Source organism: Pseudomonas pseudonitroreducens, from assembly GCF_021603645.1.
GTDB classification, from domain to species: Bacteria; Pseudomonadota; Gammaproteobacteria; order Pseudomonadales; family Pseudomonadaceae; genus Pseudomonas; species Pseudomonas pseudonitroreducens.
The window spans coordinates 114226-131540 of record NZ_BQHJ01000005.1; the positions used below are offsets into that span (position 1 = coordinate 114226).

Sequence of the window (17315 nt, forward strand, 5' to 3'; positions counted from 1 at the left end):
CCGGCAGGGGAACGCAATGATCGAAGAACAGGGCTGGAGCACCTCGCTCGAAGGTACGACCCACCAGCCCGACCCGGCCAGCGCCGCTACTCACGCCGTGGTGATGCGCTATCACCAGGCCTGGCGCCGACATGACATCGAGGCGCTGATGGCGCTGTTCGACCCGCAGGTGGAGTACAACGATTTCTTCCAGGGGCGGCGGATTGCGCCGAGCGAACTGCGCGAGTACCTGCAGACCAGCATGCCGGCGGCGGGGGATGAATCGCAGGTCTACACCGATCGCCTGCGTGTGGACGGCGACACGGCTTTCCTGCAGTACCAGGTGACCCTGCGCGGCACGCAGGGGCTGGTGTCTTTCCGCACCACCGAGGCCTATACCGTGCGCGATGGCCGGATCATCCGGGTCAACGAGCACGCGGCGTTGATCGGTCAGCCGCAGAAGGCGGCCAGTGAGCCGCAACCGCGCATGGCCGATAGCCGCCTGGGGCTTTCAGCGCGGCAGCTGAGCCAGTTGGGTGGCGATATCCAGCAGTATTTCCAGCAGACCCGGCCGTTCCTCAATCCCGACCTGGACATGCCCCAGGTCGCGGCGGCCACCGGCTACACGCGCAACCAGATTTCCTACTTCCTCAACCAGGTGCTGGGCCTGAGCTTCTACCAGTACCTGAACCAACTGCGCCTGCGCCACCTGCTCGGCCAGCTCGACGGCGCCACCAGCGTCACGCGCATCGATGAACTGGCACGGGCGGCGGGCTTTCGTTCGCTGTCGACCTTCTACCGCTGCTTCCGCGAGGAAACGGGGCTGTCGCCCAAGGCCTATCTGGAGCAACAGCGGACGTGACGTTCGTGTAGGAGCGGACTCCGTCCGCGATAGTCTGGAGCCGCTTCAAGACATCGCGGATGAATCCGCTCCTACGGGAGTGGTCCTGATATCGCAACGCGTTTAGTTACCTTGCTGCCCGCTCCGCGCGTGCCCGCATGCACGGCGCCCGCGTTATCAATCCTGTGCCCATTTCCCTATGCTCGGCCGACAAGCATTCCAACAAGCTCAGGAGACCTTCGCATGCGCGACCAGCTCTATATCGATGGCCAGTGGCAGGCACCCGCACAGGGCGGCCGCTTCGAGGTGTACGAACCGTCCAGCGAAGCGGTGCTGACCGAGGTCGCCGCCGCTACCGGCGAGGATGTGGATCGCGCCGTGCAGTCCGCGCGTCGGGCCTTCGATGAAGGCGAGTGGGGCCGCAGTACAGGCAAGGAGCGCGCCGGCTACCTGCGCGCCATCGCCGACAACCTGCGTGGCCGCCGCGAAGACCTGGCCCGCCTGGAAGTGCAGGACAACGGCAAGCCGCTGCCTGAAGCGCAGTGGGATATCGACGACGCCATCGGCTGCTTCGACTACTACGCCGAGCTGGCCGAAGGGCTGAACGACGAGGGCGAAGTGGTCGCGCTGCCCGACGAGCGTTTCGCCTGCCGTGTGCTGCGCGAGCCGGTCGGTGTTGCCGGGCAGATCATCCCGTGGAACTACCCACTGCTGATGGCTTCGTGGAAGGTCGCGCCGGCGCTGGCTGCCGGTTGCACCGCCGTGCTCAAGCCTTCCGAGCTGACTCCGCTGACCTCCCTGGAGCTGGCCGCTGCCGCCGATGCCGTGGGCCTGCCCAAAGGCGTGCTCAACGTGGTCACCGGGCTGGGCCGCGATGCCGGTTCGCCACTTTCCGCGCATCCGGGCGTGGACAAGCTGGCCTTCACCGGCAGCGTGCCCACCGGGCGCGCGATCATGCAGGCGGCGGCCCAGGACATCAAGAACGTCAGCCTGGAGCTGGGCGGCAAGTCGGCCTTCATTGTCTTTGACGACGCCGATATCGAGGCCGCCGTGGAGTGGATTCTCTTCGGCATCTTCTGGAACCAGGGCCAGGTTTGCAGCGCCACCTCGCGCCTGCTGGTGCAGGACGGCCTGCACGACCGGCTGATCGAACGCCTGGTGGAGGAAACCCGCCGCATCACCATCGGCAACGGCCTGGAGCCGGGCGTGCTGCTCGGCCCGCTGGTCAGCGCCGGCCAGCACGCCAAGGTACTGCAGGCCATCGAAGCCGGCGTGCGCGATGGGGCGAAACTGGCCACTGGCGGCAAGCGCCCGGCGCATCGGGACAAGGGCTGGTTCGTCGAGCCGACGGTATTCATCGACGCGCCGCTGGAAAGCGCCGTTTGGCGCGAGGAAATCTTCGGCCCGGTGCTTGCCGTGCGCCGCTTCAAGGATGAAGCCGAGGCGCTGCGCCTGGCCAACGACAGCCAGTTCGGCCTGGCGGCGGCGGTAATGTCCGCCGACCCGGCGCGTTGCCAGCGGGTGAGCCGTGGCCTGCGTGCCGGCATCGTCTGGGTCAACTGCTCGCAGCCGACCTTCACCCAGGCGCCCTGGGGCGGCTACAAGCAGAGCGGCATCGGCCGCGAGCTGGGCGTGTGGGGGCTGGACAATTACCTGGAGACCAAGCAAGTCACCGAGTACCTCAGCGACCAGCCGTGGGGTTGGTACATCAAGTGATGTGAGGCGCAGCGCGGCCTTGGCTGCGCCTGGCGCCCCGGCCTCGATTTCTCGATTAGCCATTGTTCGCGAGCAAGCTCGCTCCTACCCGGGGCAGTCCGGCAGACACCTGTAGGAGCGAGCTTGCTCGCGAACCCGTCCAACGCCGAAGCGCGCGTCGCTGCACTCCGTCGTTTCAGACCGCGTAGGAGCGGACTCTGTCCGCGATCGACTTCACCGCCGCGCCAGTCGCAAGATCAGATCAACCCCTTCCCCTGCAAATGCTCGCGCAGGTACTCGATGAACACCCGTACCTTGCGCGTACTGCGCCGGTGCGGCAGGTAGAGCACGTGCACCCAGGGGCCGAAGGCGCTCTGGTCGCGCCAGCAGTCGGGCAACTGTTCCACCAGTTCGCCGCTTTCCAGGTAGGGCAGTGCGCTCCATTGCGGCAGGAACTGCAGGCCCTGGCCGTCGAGCAGGCAGGAGAGCAGGAAGTCGTAGTTGTCGCTGGCGATGCGCGGTACCGGCTGGCGGATGCGCAGGCGTTCGCCGTCCTTCTGCACCCACCAGAAATTCCGGTTCAGCAGCGGATGGCGGAAGATCAGCCAGTCGTGCTGCTCGTAGTTCTCCAATGTCACCTCCAGGCCCTTTTCCGCCAGGTACTTCGGGCTGGCGCAGAGCATCAGGCGATTTTCCAGCAGCGGCTGGGCGATCACGTCCGGCAGGTCGATGGGGCCGTCACGCAAGGCAATGTCGTAGCCGCCTTCCACCAGGTCGACGAATTCGTCCAGCAGGTCCACCTCCAGGCGCACCTGCGGGTGCTCGCGCAGGAAACGGCAACACACCGCGTTGAAGAAGGCCGGGGCGAAGGAGGGCGGCGAGACGATGCGCAGGCTGCCACGCAACTCGGTCTGCAACTGCTCGACTTCCTCGCTGGCGCGCTGCAACTGCATCAGCGCCGAGCGAGCACCTTCCAGGTAGATGTGCCCGGCCTCGGTCAGCGCCATGCGCCGCGTGGTGCGTTCGAACAGGCGCTGACCAAGGTCGGCTTCCAGTTGCGCCACGCCCTTGGTGATCGCCGATGGCGTCTTGCCCAGCTGTTCGGCGGCGCGGCTGAAGCCGCCGTGGTCGGCGGTGGCGACGAACATGGTGAGGGCGGTCATCTTGTCCATGGATTGCTTCCTGGCAGGAACAGAAGTTGTGCGGGAAGTCAGTGTTAAAGCCGCCAGGGCTTTTGCTTAACCTTCGTCACAGATCAACAATAACGAAGGCTCTGCGATGAAACTACTGATTCCGGCGCTGGTGTCGGCGGCTTGCGCTTTTTCCTCGATGGAAACTATGGCCGCCGCCGACCTCATCTTCCATGGCGGCAAGGTCTACACCGCCGAACCCGGCCAGGCCCTGCAACAGGCGGTGGCGGTGGAGAACGGCCGCATCCTCGCCGTTGGCTCCGACGCGCAGATCCTCAAACTCCAGCAACCGGCGACCCAGCTCATCGACCTGCATGGCCAGGTGCTGATGCCCGGTTTCATCGACGCTCACACCCACCTGGTCAAGGGTGGCCTGCAGATGCTCCAGGCCAACCTGGACAACCAGGACCTGCCGCTGGCCGAGTTCGAAAACAAGCTGCGCCAGTGGCGCGACGACGGCCGCGCGCGACGTGGCCAGTTTCTCTATGTCGGTGGTGTGCCCACGGCGTACTGGGACGAGATCGGCGAGCTGCAGCAGCGCTTCAACCAGGGTGAGTGGGCTGATCAGCCGATCCTCCTGGCGGGTGGTGACTACCACACCGGCTGGGCCAATCAGGCCTTGCTGAAACTGGCCGGTATCGACGCTGCCAAGGTCAGGTCACTGCAAGGCGAAGAACAGGCCACCATCGGTCATGACGCTGACGGCAAGCCCAATGGCTTCCTGGTGGATGCCGGCCTCTACCCGGTGCAGGCGCTGTTGCCGCTGCCGACCGACGACGAGTTACTCAAGGCCCTGAAAGGCGCGCAGCGCTACTACCACGAGCTGGGCATCACCGCCTGGATGGAGCCCCTGGCGAACGAGAATCCCGGCGGCGACATCCACAACGATTCCGTCGGCGTGCTGCCGGCCTACAAGCTGCTGGCGCAGGAGGGCGGGCTGACCGCTCATGTCGCCGCACTGCTGATGGCCGATTCCAAGGCGACCCCGGCCGACCTCGACGAGCTGGACAAGGTGCGCCAGCAGTTCATCGATGTTCCCAACCTGACGCTGCCGGGCATCAAGATCTTCGCTGACGGCGTGGCCGAAGTGCCGGCGCAGAGCGCGGCGATGCTCGAGCCCTATAGCAACTCGAAGAAGTACGGCGAACTGCTGATCGACCCCGAGCACTTCGGCGAACTGGTCAGCGCCGCCGATGCCCGCGGCTGGCTGGTGCACATCCACGCCATCGGCGACCGCGCGGTGCGCGAATCGCTTAACGGCATCGAGCAGGCGCGCAAGGATCGCCACAGCGGCATCCCGCACTCCATCACCCACCTGCAGATGGTCAATCCGAAGGACTTCGCGCGCTTCAAGGCGCTCGATGTGATCGCCGCCATGCAGCTCTATTGGGCGGCTGCCGACGAGAACAGCGTCGACCTGGTCAAGCCCTATGTCAGCGCCATGGCCTTCCTGCACATGTACCCGGCGCGCTCGCTGCTGAAGAACGGCGCGACCATTTCCGGCGCCAGCGACTGGCCGATCACCACGCCCGACCCCTGGAAAGCCATCTACCAGGCGATCCAGCGTGTCGGCCCGAAGGGTGTGCTCAATGCCGCCGAGGATATCGATCGGCAGACCATGTTCCAGGCCTACACCCTCAACGCGGCGCGCACTATGCGCCTGGAGGGGAGCATCGGTTCGCTGAAGCCGGGCAAGCAGGCCGACCTGATCCTGCTCGATCGCGACGTGTTCACCGTCGAGCCGCAAGCGCTGCGTGACACCCAGGTGCTCAAGACCTGGTTCGCCGGCCGCGAAGTCTATAGTCGTCCGAGCGACAAACCGTGATCGTTGCCAACTCGTAGGATGGGTGCAGCGCAGCGATAGCCATGCTGTAGCGACGCCGGATCGATGGGTATCGCTGCGCTCCACCCATCCTACAAAGCACTCTGTGATTTGATTCGATAGTTCTACAGGAGCCTTGCCGTGATTCTTCACACCTTCACCACCGACATCCGCGACCCGCTGCAGCGTGGCCGGCAGATCGGCGAAACCTTCGCCGAGCAGATCCGCCAGAGCGTGGCGCTGTACCTGGACTTCTTCCCCCGCGTTGGCGTGGAGATCGACAAGGCGCGGGCCATCGGTGAAGGCAGCCTGTCGGCGCTGGCCGACTGGTGCCCGGCGCTGGCCAGGGAAGTCGAAGGCCTGGCCCTGGGCGTCGGCCTGCCGCTGTGGCAGCTGGCGGCGTTGAACGCCCGCACCGAAGTGCTGGCGGTGATGCCCGAGCAGCCGGTGGAAGGCGAGTGCTCCACTTCCGTCCACGCCCCGGCGGGTGCTGCTGCACCGCGCAGTCTGCAGACCTGGGACTGGCACGACAGCCTGGTACCGCACGGCCTGCTGCTGGGCTTCACCGGCAGCACCGGCCTCACCGCCAAGTTGTTCACCGAGTTCGGCATGCTCGGCAAGATCGGCGTGAACAGCGCAGGCCTCGGCGTGCACTTCAACATCCTGCACCACGCCAGTGACGACGGCAGTGCCGGCGTGCCGGTGCATGCCATCGCCCGTCGCGTGCTGGAAGAGGCCAGCAGCGTCACCGAGGCCATCGACCTGGCGCGCTCGGCGCGGGTCAGCGCGTCCACCGTGCTCAGCGTGTTCACCCGCAACGACGTGCGCGCCCGCGCCGCCAGCATCGAGATGAGCCCGGCGCATACCGCCGTGGTGGTGCCGCGCGAAGATGGCTGGCTGTTGCATACCAACCACTTCCTCGATGGCGAACTGAGCTGGGGCGAGCGCACGGCGGACGTGTCCACCACCTACGCGCGCCTGGACCACCTCAGGGCTGCCACCGCCGGCATGACCGGCAAGGCCCTGCGCGAGCGCGCCGACGCCTTCTGCGGCGCCGACGGCGACCAGGCAGTGGTGTGCTTCCACCCGGACATGTCCGAACCGGATACCGAGCGCTGGGAAACCCTGCTGAGCATCGGCCTGGACACCGTCGGGTGCGCCCTGGAGTACGTCGCCGGCACGCCGAAGAAGCTGGCGGATGAGGGCTTCCTGCGCTTCTGAGGCAAACGGGTGGGAGCCCCTCACCCTGACCCTCTCCCAAGGGGAGAGGGGACTGATCGGCAGAGCTTGAAACAACAGCGTCAGCCGGTACATGCGGCTCCCTCTCCCTTTGGGAGAGGGCTGGGGCGAGGGCAATGTCCGAGCGCTGAAGTTCGCTTCAGCGCAGATCGCAAACGTCACAACGCAACTTCTCAATTTCAGAACTGACGCCTCCGTGGCAGCCCTCCGGCCGCCGCGCGGGTTTCGTGTTGCCACAAAAACAAGAGTGAACCGCCATGATCGACCACACGCCCGCAGCTCCTGGCTCGCGCTCGGCCTTTCGCACCTTCTGCGTCTCCGGCATGGGCACCGCGCTGGAGTTCTATGATTTCGTCATCTACGGCTACGCCGCAGCGCTGATCTTCCCGCAACTGTTCTTCCCCGGCATGGACCGGCTGACCGCTGTGCTGGTCGCCTTTGCGGCCTTCGGCGCCGGCTTCTTTGCCCGTCCGCTGGGCGGTGTGGTGTTCGGTCACCTGGGCGACCGCTACGGCCGGCAGAAGGCACTGGTCGCCACCCTGGTGCTGATGGGCGCGAGCACCTTGCTGATCGGCTTCCTACCGACCCACGCCAGCATCGGCGCCGCCGCTCCCATCCTGCTGGTGCTGCTGCGCCTGGTGCAGGGCTTCGCCGCCGGCGGCGAGTGGGGCGGGGCGGCGCTGTTCGGCATCGAGGTCGCGCCCAAGGGCCGCCGCGGCCTGTGGGGCAGCTTCACGAGCATGGGCATCGGCATCGGCGGCATCTTCGGTTCGGCGGTGTTCGCCATCGTCAGCTTCGCCTTCGACGATGACCTGAGCGGTATTGCCTGGCGTATTCCGTTCTGGCTCGGTGGCCTGCTGGTGCTGATCGGCCTTTATGCGCGCCTGCAGAACACCGCGCCGCAGCCCAAGGCCGCGCCAAAAGCCGAGGCGCGCATGCCGCTGATGGAGGCCTTCCGCCGCCGCCCGCGCGAGCTGCTGCTGTGTATCGGCATCGCTTTCGGTTACGTCACCATTGCCTATATCGGCAGCACCTTCTTCCTCGCCTACGCGACCGACATCGGCTACAGCAGCAGCCACGCCCTGCTGTTCGACTTCTCGCTGTCAGTGGCGATCGTTGCCTCGGCGCCGTTCTTCGGTCACTTGTCGGATCGCTTCGGCCGCCGTGCGGTCATGATCTTCGGCGCGGCGATCATGGCGCTGGGGCTGTTCGCCTTCTTCCCGCTGATCGGCCTGCACAACCTGCCGCTGGCTTTGCTGGCGTATATCGCCGTGGGCTTCTTCATGGGGGCGACCCAGGGACCGATCCCGGCCTTCCTTGCCGAACAGTTCCCGCGGGAAATGCGCTACTCGGGGATTTCCTTCAGCTACCAGATCGGCGCGGCGTTGGGTGGCGGCACGGCGTCGAGCATCGCCACGGCCATCCTCATCGCCACCGGGCGCAACCCCTTCGGCGTGGCACTCTACGGCGCGGCGGCGCTGTTGCTGGTGGCGCTGTGTTCCTGGCTGCTGCGTGAGACCGCGCACCTGCCGATGGATCTGATCGACCGCGACGACGCCGCTCCGGGCGTCGCCCAGGCGCAGGTCGGTTAAGTCACGGCGCGGGCTTTGGTGCCGGGTACCAGGCCGAGCACCAGGGCGCAGCCGATCAGGATGATCAGCGCGCCCACGCCCTGCACCAGCGACAGGCTCTCGCCCAGCACCAGGGCGCCGATCAGGACGGCGACCACGGTGACGACGAACTCCACGCTGATGGTTCTGGTCGCACCGATTCGCGAGACGAGCTGGAAGTAGACGACGTAGTTCACCGCGCTGAATATGCAGCCGCAGATCAGCAGGAAGAACACATCGATTGGTTGCGGCGTGCCGGGCACCGGCACCCAGATCAGCAATGGCAGGGTCAGCAGCCCGCCGATGCCGAAGGCGCCACAGGTCACTTCCCAGGGGCCGGCGGTGCGCAGCTTCAGGCTGGCGTAATTGCTGCCGAAGGCCGCGCAGACGGCACCGAACACGGACGCAGCACTGCCGAGCATGAACTCGTGCGTGATCGGCACCGCTGGGAAGCCCACCAGCAGCAGCATGCCGAAAAAGCCCAGCACCAGCCCGCCGAGGCCGCTCCAGGTGATGCGTTCCAGGCCCCAGAGGCGGCCGATGAGCATCGAGAACAGCGGAATCCCGGCGACGAAGATCGCCGCCATGGCGGTGCCGATGCGCGGGGTGGCGTAGGTCATGCCGATCAACTGGCCGGCCACGGTGGTGGCGCCGATCACGCACAGCGGCTTCCACAGCCCTGCGAAGTTCAGCTGGCGCCCGGACAGCCGCGCCACGGCGAACAGCGTGAAGCTGGCGATCAGCGCGCGGAAGCTGACTGCGCCGACCCAGCCGAACCCGGCGATGGCCTTGAGCAGGACGAGAAAGGACAGCCCCCAGCCGATCGCGAGGAACAGGTAGGCGGCAAGGTCGCGCGGTTGCATACGACTCCGGTGGCACAAGGCAGAAGAGGGCCACCGAAGCGCGGCGGCGAATGCCGCTATCTTGCCGGGCACCCAGGACGCTTGGGAAGGCGGCGCGCCGAGGTTTTTCCGGCCGCCGGCGCCGCTGCCGCGCTCAAGGGCCGGGGAGCGGCTGGAGGGCGGCTCGCTGGCACCGCAGGTAGAGGATCGCCAGGACGCAAGAGGCCAGGGACAAGGCGCTGCAGAACAGGACGCTGCGCCAGACGTAGTCCAGCGCCTGGACCAGGCTCAGTGACAGGCTCTGCATGGTATAGGGCAGCAGGCCGAGGCTGCCGCACGCGACGAATCCGGAAGCGGCGCTGACCGCGTACAACAGCAGGATGAGGAGTTGCCCTGCGTTGTGCGTTGTGGCGTACCGCAGCAGGACGAGGGCGTAGGCAAACGAGATCAGCGCAAGGCCGACCAGGGACGCCGTCAGCGGCAGGCTATTGGGGTAGTGACGGATGCCGCTGAGCAGATTGTTCGCACCCAGCAGTGCGCTGATCACGCAGACCGCGAACATGAGCACGAGATTGAAGCGACGCATGACTCTTCCTTGAGTGTGCCGATGGCATGGGATACGTACGCTGCTGGACGGACGCGCCAGGTACTCCGGCGACCCCGTGCAGTGCATTGCGGCGCCGCCTGTCGAGACCGGGGTCGGCAGCGGGCGGCGGTGCGCGCAGCTTACGAAGCCCCTGGCAGCCTGTCCATTGGCCGGACAGCGTGGCGCATCGCCCGATGCACGGGCCCCCCGCCCAGCGGGCTGCGCCCTTGCGAGCGTGCAGGGCGGGATTGCCCAGGTGCCAATGGTCTTGCACCGGGCGCTGGCTTATAGTCGCGCCCCCCAGCGAAGCCGCCAGTGCCGTCCAGGCCTGTTTCCGGCAACGCAACCACCGAGGCGCGAGGAGCACGCCAGTCATGAAAACAGAACAGGGCATCCTGCGGCTTTCCATCATCGTCACCGTGCTGCTGGCCGGTTTCGGGATTATCGTCGGCTTGCTGTCGGGATCCTTCTCCATCGTCTTCGACGGTGTCTACTCGTTGGCCGATGCGAGCATGAGCGGCCTGGCCCTGATGGTGGCCACGCTGATCCGCCGCCACACCACCGAAGGCGACGCCAGCCGGCGCCTGGCCGAGCGTTTCAACATGGGTTTCTGGCACCTGGAGCCGATGGTGCTGGCGCTCAACGGCACGCTGCTGTGCGGCGTCACGCTGTACGCACTGATCAACGCCATTGGCCGGCTGCTCAGCGGTGGCCATGCGCTGGAATTCGGTTTCGCCATCCTCTACGCGGCGGTGGCCACGCTGGTCTGCTTTGCCCTGGCGGCGGTGCAGTTCCGCGCCAACCGACGCATCGGCTCGGACTTCGTGGCGCTCGACGCCAAGTCCTGGGTGATGTCCGGGAGCATCTCCCTGGCCTTGCTGATCGCCTTCCTGGTGGGTGACCTGGCCACGGTGAGCGGCTACGCGCAGATCGGCCCGTACGTCGACCCGGCGGTGCTGGCGCTGATCTGTCTGGTGATCCTGCCGATTCCGTTCCTGACCATTCGCCAGGCGCTCAAGGAAATCCTCCTGGTGACTCCGCCCGAACTCAAGCAGCACGTCGACGAGGTGGCGGCGGCGGTAGTTACGCAACACGGCTTCAGTGCCTACCAGGCCTATGTCGCCAAGGTCGGTCGGGCACAGCAGATCGAGCTGTATTTCATCGTGCCGCCCAACTGGCCGGCGCAGACCCTGGCCGAATGGGACCGCCTGCGTGACGAGATCGGCGAGGCCATCGGCGGCGAAGGCCCCAACCGCTGGCTGACCATCGCCTTCACCACTGACCCGCTGTGGACCCGTTGAGCGGCCAGGCGCACGGACGAGGCGGGCTGCGCTACGCGGGCCGTGACGCCTCGAGGGCTTGCGGGTTCGCCACGTTCTTCGGTGCCCCGGCGAAAAACGCCAGCAGGTTGTCGAAGGCATCGCCGAAGTACAGCTCGTAGCCGTTTTTCTCCACGTAGCCCAGGTGCGGGGTACAGAGCGCGCGGGGGTGATTCAGCAAGGGGTTGTCGACGCCGAGCAGCGGCTCCTGCTCGAACACGTCCACGGCGGCGTAGCCTGGCCGCCCGGCGTCCAGGGCCTGCAGCAAGGCGCCGGGAGCGAGCAGTTCGGCGCGGCTGATGTTCACCAGCAGGGCGCTGGGTTTCATGCCCGCCAGGTCTTCGAAGGTGACCTCGTGGCGAGTGCTCTCGGACAGCCGCAGGTTGAGGCTCAGGATGTCCGCTTCGGCGAAGAAGGCGGTGCGCGAGGTGGCCGCCCGGTGGCCGTCGGCGACGGCGGCTGCGCGGCTGTTCTCGCTGCCCCAGACCAGCACCGGCATATCGAATGCCTGGGCATAGCGCGCCAGGCGCTGGCCGATCTTGCCGTAGCCCCAGATGCCCAGGGTCTGCCCGGCCACGGCCTGGCCGAGGTTGACCTGCCACTGGCCAGCCTTGAACGCTTCGATGGCCGGGACGAGTTGCCGGCGCGCAGTGAGGATGAGTGACCAGGCCAGCTCGGCCGGCGCCACCGGCGAGCCTCGGCCTTCGGTCACGACGATGCCGCGCGCGGTGCAGGCGTCCAGGTCGAGATGGCTGGACACCTTGCCGGTCTGGCTGATCAGCTTGAGCTTCGGCAGCCTGTCGAGCAGCTCGGCGTCGATGCGGGTGCGCTCGCGGGTGAGCACCAGCGCGTCGGCGTCGGCGAAGCGCGCGGCCAGTTCGTCCGGCGTGGCGGGCCCCAGGTCATGCAGCACGCGGACCGTATGCCCGGCCAGTCGGGCGTAGCAGTCCAGCGTGCGGATCACGTCCTGGTAGTCGTCGGGGATGACGATGTTCATAAGGAGCCCGCCTCTGCAGTCGTTCGAGTCAGCTCGGGACGATATCCGATCTTCGCGAGGCTTTCGATCCGCCGCAGAAGTCCTACCCGACGCCAGTCGTCAAGATGGCGCTGCGACATCAACGGGGTAGGCCGCCGGGGTGAAGCGCTCGGCGGTGTCCATCCGCACGTTGCGCAGCCTGGTGGTTTCCAGGTGCATGGCGTAGAGCGGTTCGGCCCGGTAGCTGACCAGGATCGAGCGTCGACGGGCGCCGCTGATGTTCAGGCTGCCGGCGTGCACCAGGTCGACGTCGAATACCAGGATGTCGCCGGCGCTGCCTTGCAGGTGTACGCAGCGGGATTCCTCGTTGAATTCCTCTGGCGGCGCCCCCGCTGCGGGGCGATGGCTGCCGGGAATGATGCGCGTGGCACCATTGCCCGGGGCGTAGTCGTCGAGGAAGGCGAGGGCACTCACACTGTCGCCTGGGCGCTGGGCCGAGAGATCGCGGTGCAGCGATTGGTGCCCGCCGCCCGGCAGGGGCTCGCGTCCCTCCGCCTGGGCAAGGAAGAAGCGCTCGCCGATGAGCTCGCCGACTGTCGCCAGCAGTAGCGGCAGCCGGCACATCGCCTGCACTGCCGGCTCCAGATCGAGTTGCGCGTGGCGCCAGTCCTGGCCGCGGGGCGCCGGCCAGTGCTCGGACGCCAGGACGTTGGCATCGAATAGCGTGCGGAGCTCGTCCACTGTTGCGCGCGGGATCACCTGGCGCAGCAGTGCATAGCCATTTTCATGGAGTTGTTGGCGATCGAGCATGCAGTCATCCATTCCCTGTTGTCCTTTGCCTTCCTGATACAGGCCCTTGTGGTGCAGGCGCATTGGCCGGTGCTGCGTCGCTGGCAGCGATCGAAAGTCGAGCGTACTGAGGAAATCTTCTGTAGCCAATTTCCGACGACGATCGACTCCCGTAGACTCCGGCGATCTGCCGGAGAGAAAAATAATGCATAAAGGGATTTGGTTGGGGCTGGGATTGTCGCTGGCTGTCGTGGGTGTGGCCGGGGCCGTCGAACCTGCCCAGGACGATCCGCTGCTGGCGAGCCCCGCATCGGCCGGTGGCACCAGCGATGTGCGCGGCATCCTGCGGGCGCGCGACCAGGCGATGCTGTCCAGCGAGCTGGCCGGGCGCATCCTCGAGATGCCCTTCGCCGAGGGGCAATCCTTCCGCAAGGGCGATGTGCTGGTGCGTTTCGATTGCTCCGCCTACCAGGCCCAGTTGAGTGCCGCCCAGGCCGGCGCCAAGGCGGCCAGCGAGCAACTGGCGCACAACCGCCAGCTGGCCGCGCTGAATTCGGTAGGGCGTTTCGAGGTTGCACTGGCGGAAGCCAAGCTGTCCGAGGCGCAGGCACAAGCGCAGGTCTACCAGGTCCAGGTGCGCCGCTGTTCGCTGGTGGCGCCGTTCGATGGCCAGGTGGTGCAACGCAAGGCGCAACCCTTCGAGAGTGTCGCGGGCGGCGCGCCGTTGCTGGAGATCGTCGATAACCGCAGCCTGGAAATCCGCCTGCTGGTGCCCTCGCGCTGGGTCGCGCGGCTGAAGGTGGGGCAGTCCTTCACTTTCGTGCCCGACGAAACCGGGCAGGCCCTGCAGGTCGAGATCAAGCGCCTGGGCGCGCGCATCGATGAAGGCAGCCAGATGCTGCCGCTGATTGCGTCCCTGCCCGGCGATGCCAAGGGCTTGCTGGCGGGCATGAGCGGCACTGCGCGTTTCGCGGAGACGCCATGAACGCACCACAGGTCGGCCTGGCCGAGCGGGTCTTCGCGCAATTTCTCGATCTCGAGCATCAGGCCCGCGCGGCGCGAACGGTCGAGGAACTGGCCTATCACATCGTCAATGACGGACAGAAGCTGTTCGGCTATCGACACGCGGCGTTGCTGATCGCCGGCAAGGTCCAGGCGCTCACCGGCATCAGCGTTGTCGAGCCGAATGCGCCGTTCGTGGCCTTCGTCGAACAGGCCTGCGCCCAGTTACAGGCGCGCGCTGCGCTGGACCAGCCGCAGCGCGTCGACTTCCAGGCCCTGGGGGCGCAGCAGCAGGCCGATTGGCAGGCGCTTTCCGCCGGCGATGTGTTCTGGTTGCCCCTGGCCGACTCCCAGGGTGCGCCCTTCGGCGGCCTCTGGCTGGCCCGCGAGCAGCCGTGGAGCGAGGCGGAGCAGGCGTTGCTGGTGCAGTTGGGCGACGCCTACGCGCATGCCTGGAAGGCCCTGCAGCCGCGCAAGCCGTGGCGAGCCCGCTGGCCGAAGAAGAAGTTGTTGATGATTGCCGCCGGGCTGTGCCTGCTGCTGCTCGTGCCGGTACGCCAGTCGGTGCTGGCGCCGGCGGAGGTCGTGCCGCTGGACGGCCAGGTGATTGCCGCCCCGCTGGATGGGGTGATTCAGCAGGTGCTGGTCAAGCCCAACCAGACGGTCAAGGCCGGCGATCTGCTGGTGCGTTTCGACGCCACCACCCTGCAAGCCCAGGCAGACGTGGCCGAGCGCTCCCTGGGCGTGGCCGAGGCTGAGCTCAAGGCCAATTCGCAGCGCGCGTTCTCCGACGCCGAGTCAGGCTCCAGGGTCGACCTGCTGGCGGCGCGGGTGGAGCAGAAGCGCGCCGAACGTGATTACGCCCGCGACCTGCTGGGGCGCGCCGAGGTTCGCGCACCACGCGACGGCATCGCGGTATTCGCCGATGCCGAACGCTGGACCGGCAAACCGGTGCAGACCGGCGAGCGCCTGATGGAGCTGGCCGATCCGCGCCAGGCCGAGCTGCGCATCGACCTCGCGGTGGGCGACGCCATCGCCCTCGAACCGGGCTCCGAAGTCGTGCTGCTGCTCGACAGCGACCCGCTGCGCCGCCATGACGCTCGCCTGGAGCGCGCGGCCTACGAGGCCCAGAGCACCGCCGCCGGGCAACTGGCGTACCGGCTTGACGCGGCGTTCGCCGAGGCGCCTCCGCGCATCGGCCTGCGCGGCACGGCTAAGCTGTATGGCGATCGCGCCCCGCTGGCCTATTACCTGTTGCGCCGGCCGCTGGTCGCCGCGCGCCAGAGCCTGGGGCTGTGATGCTGCCGGCGCTGCGCCCGGACCTGCAGTTGTCGCCAGCCGCGCCGGGGCTCGACGGCGCGCCGCAATGGACGCTGGCCGACCCGTTGCGCGGGCGCTACTTCAAACTCGGTGGTGCTGCCGTGCGTCTGCTGCGCCACTGGACGCTCGGCGACCCGCAGCGGGTGCTGGGGGCGGCCAATGCAGAAGCTGGCGAGGCCCTGGGGGCACAGGAGCTGGAAGAGTTCCTGCGCTTCCTGCGCGGGCATGACCTGATCGCCGCCGTGGATGCCGAACAGCGCGCCAGCTATGGGCAGAAAGCCGCATTGCAGCGGCACAGCCTCTGGCAGAAAGTGCTGCACCAGTACCTGTTCTTCCGCATTCCGCTTTGGCGCCCGGATGCCTTCCTCAATCGCGCCTGGCCGGTACTGCGCCGCCACGGCCCGTGGATGCTGCGCTGGGGCTTGCCGCTGATCTTCAGCCTCGGGGCCTTCCTGGTGGCACGCGACTGGGAGCGCTTCCTGGCGACCTTTCCGCACCTGTTCAGCCTGGGTGGGGCGCTGGCTTTCGGCGTCGCGCTGACCTTTGCCAAGCTCTGCCACGAGTTCGGCCACGCCTTCATGGCCAAGCGCGCCGGCTGCCGGGTGCAGAGCATGGGGCTGGCGTTCATGGTGATGCTGCCGATGTTCTATACCGATGTCAGCGACGCCTGGCGGGTCAGCGACCGTCGTTCGCGTCTGCTGATCGGTGCTGGCGGCGTACTCGCCGAACTGGTACTGGCGGTGCTCGCGCTGCTGGCCTGGTCGCTGCTGCCGGACGGCCCCTTGCGCACCTCGGCGTTCATGCTGGCCAGCGCGACGTGGATCACCACCGTGCTGGTGAATCTCAACCCGTTCATGCGCTTCGACGGTTACTTCCTCCTCACCGATCTGCTGGGCGTGGAGAACCTCCAGGCGCGGGCGTTCGCACTGTGCCGCTGGCGGCTGCGCGAAGCCCTGTTCGGCTATGGCGAACCGATGCCCGAGCCCTGGCCGCCGACCTTGCGCCGGCGCCTGCTGATCTGGGGCTACGGCTCGTGGATCTGGCGCGCCGTGCTGTTCTTCGGTATCGCCCTGGCGGTCTATCACCTGTTCTTCAAGCTGCTGGGCATCTTCCTGATGTTGGTGGAGCTGGTCTGGTTCATCGGCCTGCCGATCTGGCGGGAGCTGCGCGAATGGTGGCAGCGCCGCGAACAGGCGGCGCCGCACAAGGTCGTCGGGCTCGGGCTCGCCGTGCTGGCCGTGCTGGCGTTGCTGGTCGTGCCCTGGCGCGGCTCCGTGGAAGTGCCGGCCATGCTCGAGGCCACACGCACCTCGGCGTTGCATGCTCCACTGGCTGCGCAGGTCGGGCGTCTGCTGGTGCATGACGGGCAGAGGGTGGAACAGGACGAGCTGCTGCTGGAACTGATTTCGCCGGACCTGGACGCCAAGCAATTGATCGTGCGCCGCGAGATCGATCTGCTGCAATTGCAGTTGCGCCGCCAGGCGGGACGCAGCGAGACGGCATCCGACGTCGGCGTTCTCGAGCAGCGGCTGGCCGAAGCGGTCGCCCAGTACCGTGGCCTTGCCGCCCAGCGCCAGCGTCTGCAGTTGCGTGCGCCGCACGCCGGGGTGGTGCGCGACCTGTTGCCGGACCTGGGGCAGGGCCGTTGGCTGAAGCCGGCCGACGTGCTGGTGCGGGTGGTGGAGCCCGGGCTGCGCCTGCGTGGTTACCTAGCCGAGGCCGATCTGTGGCGGGTGCAGAGTGGCGCGCCAGGGCGCTTCATCGCCGACGACCCGGCACGCCCGGCGTTGCCGGTGAGGCTGGACGAGGTGGACGCCAACGGTACGCTGTTCGTCGACCTGGAGGCGCTGAGCTCCGACCACCACGGCCCGATTGCCGTGCGCCGCGATGCCCAGCACCGCGCCGAGCCGGTCCAGGCGCAATACGGCGTGCGCCTGAGCCCGAGCGAGGAGCCCTGGCAGCCGGCGCAACCGCAGCGCGGCATGGTGGTGCTGGAGGGCAGCGGGCAATCGATCCTGGGGCTGGCATGGCGGCGGCTGGCGGCGCTGGGGGTGCGCGAGAGCGGATTCTGAGGCGGCGTCTTTTCTCGGAGCAAGGAGGGTTCC

14 protein-coding genes are annotated in these 17315 nt (G+C 67.3%); 9 read left to right on the forward strand and 5 right to left on the reverse strand.

Annotated elements, in window-relative coordinates; translation table 11 throughout:
* Nucleotides 1-103 precede the first annotated feature (103 nt).
* Both L6D89_RS13660 and L6D89_RS13665 read left to right on the forward strand, forming a co-directional pair.
* The gene (locus L6D89_RS13660) at nt 104-841 is read left to right on the forward strand and encodes a helix-turn-helix domain-containing protein (RefSeq protein WP_045208848.1); all 738 of its coding nucleotides are present in this window, start codon (nt 104-106) and stop codon (nt 839-841) included.
* Nucleotides 842-1063: 222 nt separating this feature from the next.
* On the forward strand, nt 1064-2536 hold the full coding sequence (locus L6D89_RS13665; protein WP_236200086.1) for an aldehyde dehydrogenase family protein: 1473 nt from the start codon (nt 1064-1066) through the stop codon (nt 2534-2536).
* Between the two features lie 236 nt (nt 2537-2772).
* Here the strand turns inward: L6D89_RS13665 and L6D89_RS13670 are convergent, their stop codons facing one another.
* Nucleotides 2773-3687, reverse strand: coding sequence for a LysR family transcriptional regulator (locus L6D89_RS13670; protein WP_236173560.1), 915 nt, complete (start codon nt 3685-3687; stop codon nt 2773-2775).
* A 106-nt stretch (nt 3688-3793) separates the two neighbouring features.
* On the opposite strand from L6D89_RS13670, the gene L6D89_RS13675 reads away from it, so the two are divergent.
* The 3 genes from L6D89_RS13675 (at nt 3794) to L6D89_RS13685 (ending at nt 8358) form a co-directional block, all read left to right on the forward strand.
* A complete protein-coding gene (locus L6D89_RS13675) occupies nt 3794-5530 on the forward strand; it encodes an amidohydrolase (RefSeq protein WP_236200087.1) in 1737 nt (578 codons plus the stop codon).
* A 138-nt stretch (nt 5531-5668) separates the two neighbouring features.
* A complete protein-coding gene (locus L6D89_RS13680; protein WP_236200088.1) occupies nt 5669-6748 on the forward strand; it encodes a C45 family autoproteolytic acyltransferase/hydrolase in 1080 nt (359 codons plus the stop codon).
* Nucleotides 6749-7023: 275 nt separating this feature from the next.
* Nucleotides 7024-8358 (forward strand): MFS transporter, encoded by a 1335-nt coding sequence (locus L6D89_RS13685; protein WP_236200089.1) that lies wholly within the window; start codon nt 7024-7026, stop codon nt 8356-8358.
* On the opposite strand, the gene L6D89_RS13690 is transcribed toward L6D89_RS13685, so the two are convergent.
* Entirely contained in the window at nt 8355-9239 is an 885-nt protein-coding gene (locus L6D89_RS13690) for a DMT family transporter (RefSeq protein WP_236173556.1), read from the reverse strand. The two genes, L6D89_RS13685 and L6D89_RS13690, sit on opposite strands and share 4 nt — an antisense overlap.
* A 133-nt stretch (nt 9240-9372) precedes the next feature.
* The gene (locus L6D89_RS13695) at nt 9373-9804 is read right to left on the reverse strand and encodes a hypothetical protein (protein ID WP_236200090.1); all 432 of its coding nucleotides are present in this window, start codon (nt 9802-9804) and stop codon (nt 9373-9375) included.
* A 374-nt stretch (nt 9805-10178) separates the two neighbouring features.
* Between L6D89_RS13695 and L6D89_RS13700 the strand changes: the two genes are divergently transcribed.
* Nucleotides 10179-11105, forward strand: a complete 927-nt coding sequence (locus L6D89_RS13700; RefSeq protein ID WP_236200091.1) for a cation diffusion facilitator family transporter — start codon at nt 10179-10181, stop codon at nt 11103-11105.
* Between the two features lie 31 nt (nt 11106-11136).
* Here L6D89_RS13700 and L6D89_RS13705 read toward each other — a convergent pair whose 3' ends face one another.
* Both L6D89_RS13705 and L6D89_RS13710 read right to left on the reverse strand, forming a co-directional pair.
* Nucleotides 11137-12120, reverse strand: coding sequence for a D-2-hydroxyacid dehydrogenase family protein (locus tag L6D89_RS13705; RefSeq protein ID WP_236200092.1), 984 nt, complete (start codon nt 12118-12120; stop codon nt 11137-11139).
* Between the two features lie 99 nt (nt 12121-12219).
* Nucleotides 12220-12909: a phytanoyl-CoA dioxygenase family protein gene (locus L6D89_RS13710; protein WP_236200093.1), complete on the reverse strand. Its 690-nt coding sequence runs from the start codon at nt 12907-12909 to the stop codon at nt 12220-12222.
* Nucleotides 12910-13093: 184 nt separating this feature from the next.
* On the opposite strand from L6D89_RS13710, the gene L6D89_RS13715 reads away from it, so the two are divergent.
* Genes L6D89_RS13715 through L6D89_RS13725 form a run of 3 tightly spaced genes read left to right on the forward strand, consistent with a single transcriptional unit; the run spans nt 13094 to nt 17282 of the window.
* The gene (locus L6D89_RS13715) at nt 13094-13873 is read left to right on the forward strand and encodes an efflux RND transporter periplasmic adaptor subunit (RefSeq protein ID WP_236173551.1); all 780 of its coding nucleotides are present in this window, start codon (nt 13094-13096) and stop codon (nt 13871-13873) included.
* Complete coding sequence (locus tag L6D89_RS13720) at nt 13870-15189, forward strand: efflux RND transporter periplasmic adaptor subunit (protein WP_236200094.1); 1320 nt, start codon at nt 13870-13872, stop codon at nt 15187-15189. The genes L6D89_RS13715 and L6D89_RS13720 overlap by 4 nt, the downstream gene beginning before the upstream one ends.
* Nucleotides 15186-17282: a site-2 protease family protein gene (locus L6D89_RS13725; RefSeq protein WP_236200095.1), complete on the forward strand. Its 2097-nt coding sequence runs from the start codon at nt 15186-15188 to the stop codon at nt 17280-17282. The genes L6D89_RS13720 and L6D89_RS13725 overlap by 4 nt, the downstream gene beginning before the upstream one ends.
* Nucleotides 17283-17315 lie beyond the last annotated feature (33 nt).

Coding starts and splice junctions, on each gene's coding strand:
- L6D89_RS13715 (WP_236173551.1), top strand. CDS start 13,094: ATGCATAAAGGGATTTGGTTGGGGCTGGGATTGTCGCTGGCTGTCGTG.
- L6D89_RS13720 (WP_236200094.1), top strand. CDS start 13,870: ATGAACGCACCACAGGTCGGCCTGGCCGAGCGGGTCTTCGCGCAATTT.
- L6D89_RS13675 (WP_236200087.1), top strand. CDS start 3,794: ATGAAACTACTGATTCCGGCGCTGGTGTCGGCGGCTTGCGCTTTTTCC.
- L6D89_RS13665 (WP_236200086.1), top strand. CDS start 1,064: ATGCGCGACCAGCTCTATATCGATGGCCAGTGGCAGGCACCCGCACAG.
- L6D89_RS13710 (WP_236200093.1), bottom strand. CDS start 12,909: ATGCTCGATCGCCAACAACTCCATGAAAATGGCTATGCACTGCTGCGC.
- L6D89_RS13695 (WP_236200090.1), bottom strand. CDS start 9,804: ATGCGTCGCTTCAATCTCGTGCTCATGTTCGCGGTCTGCGTGATCAGC.
- L6D89_RS13685 (WP_236200089.1), top strand. CDS start 7,024: ATGATCGACCACACGCCCGCAGCTCCTGGCTCGCGCTCGGCCTTTCGC.
- L6D89_RS13700 (WP_236200091.1), top strand. CDS start 10,179: ATGAAAACAGAACAGGGCATCCTGCGGCTTTCCATCATCGTCACCGTG.
- L6D89_RS13690 (WP_236173556.1), bottom strand. CDS start 9,239: ATGCAACCGCGCGACCTTGCCGCCTACCTGTTCCTCGCGATCGGCTGG.
- L6D89_RS13705 (WP_236200092.1), bottom strand. CDS start 12,120: ATGAACATCGTCATCCCCGACGACTACCAGGACGTGATCCGCACGCTG.
- L6D89_RS13670 (WP_236173560.1), bottom strand. CDS start 3,687: ATGGACAAGATGACCGCCCTCACCATGTTCGTCGCCACCGCCGACCAC.
- L6D89_RS13660 (WP_045208848.1), top strand. CDS start 104: ATGCGCTATCACCAGGCCTGGCGCCGACATGACATCGAGGCGCTGATG.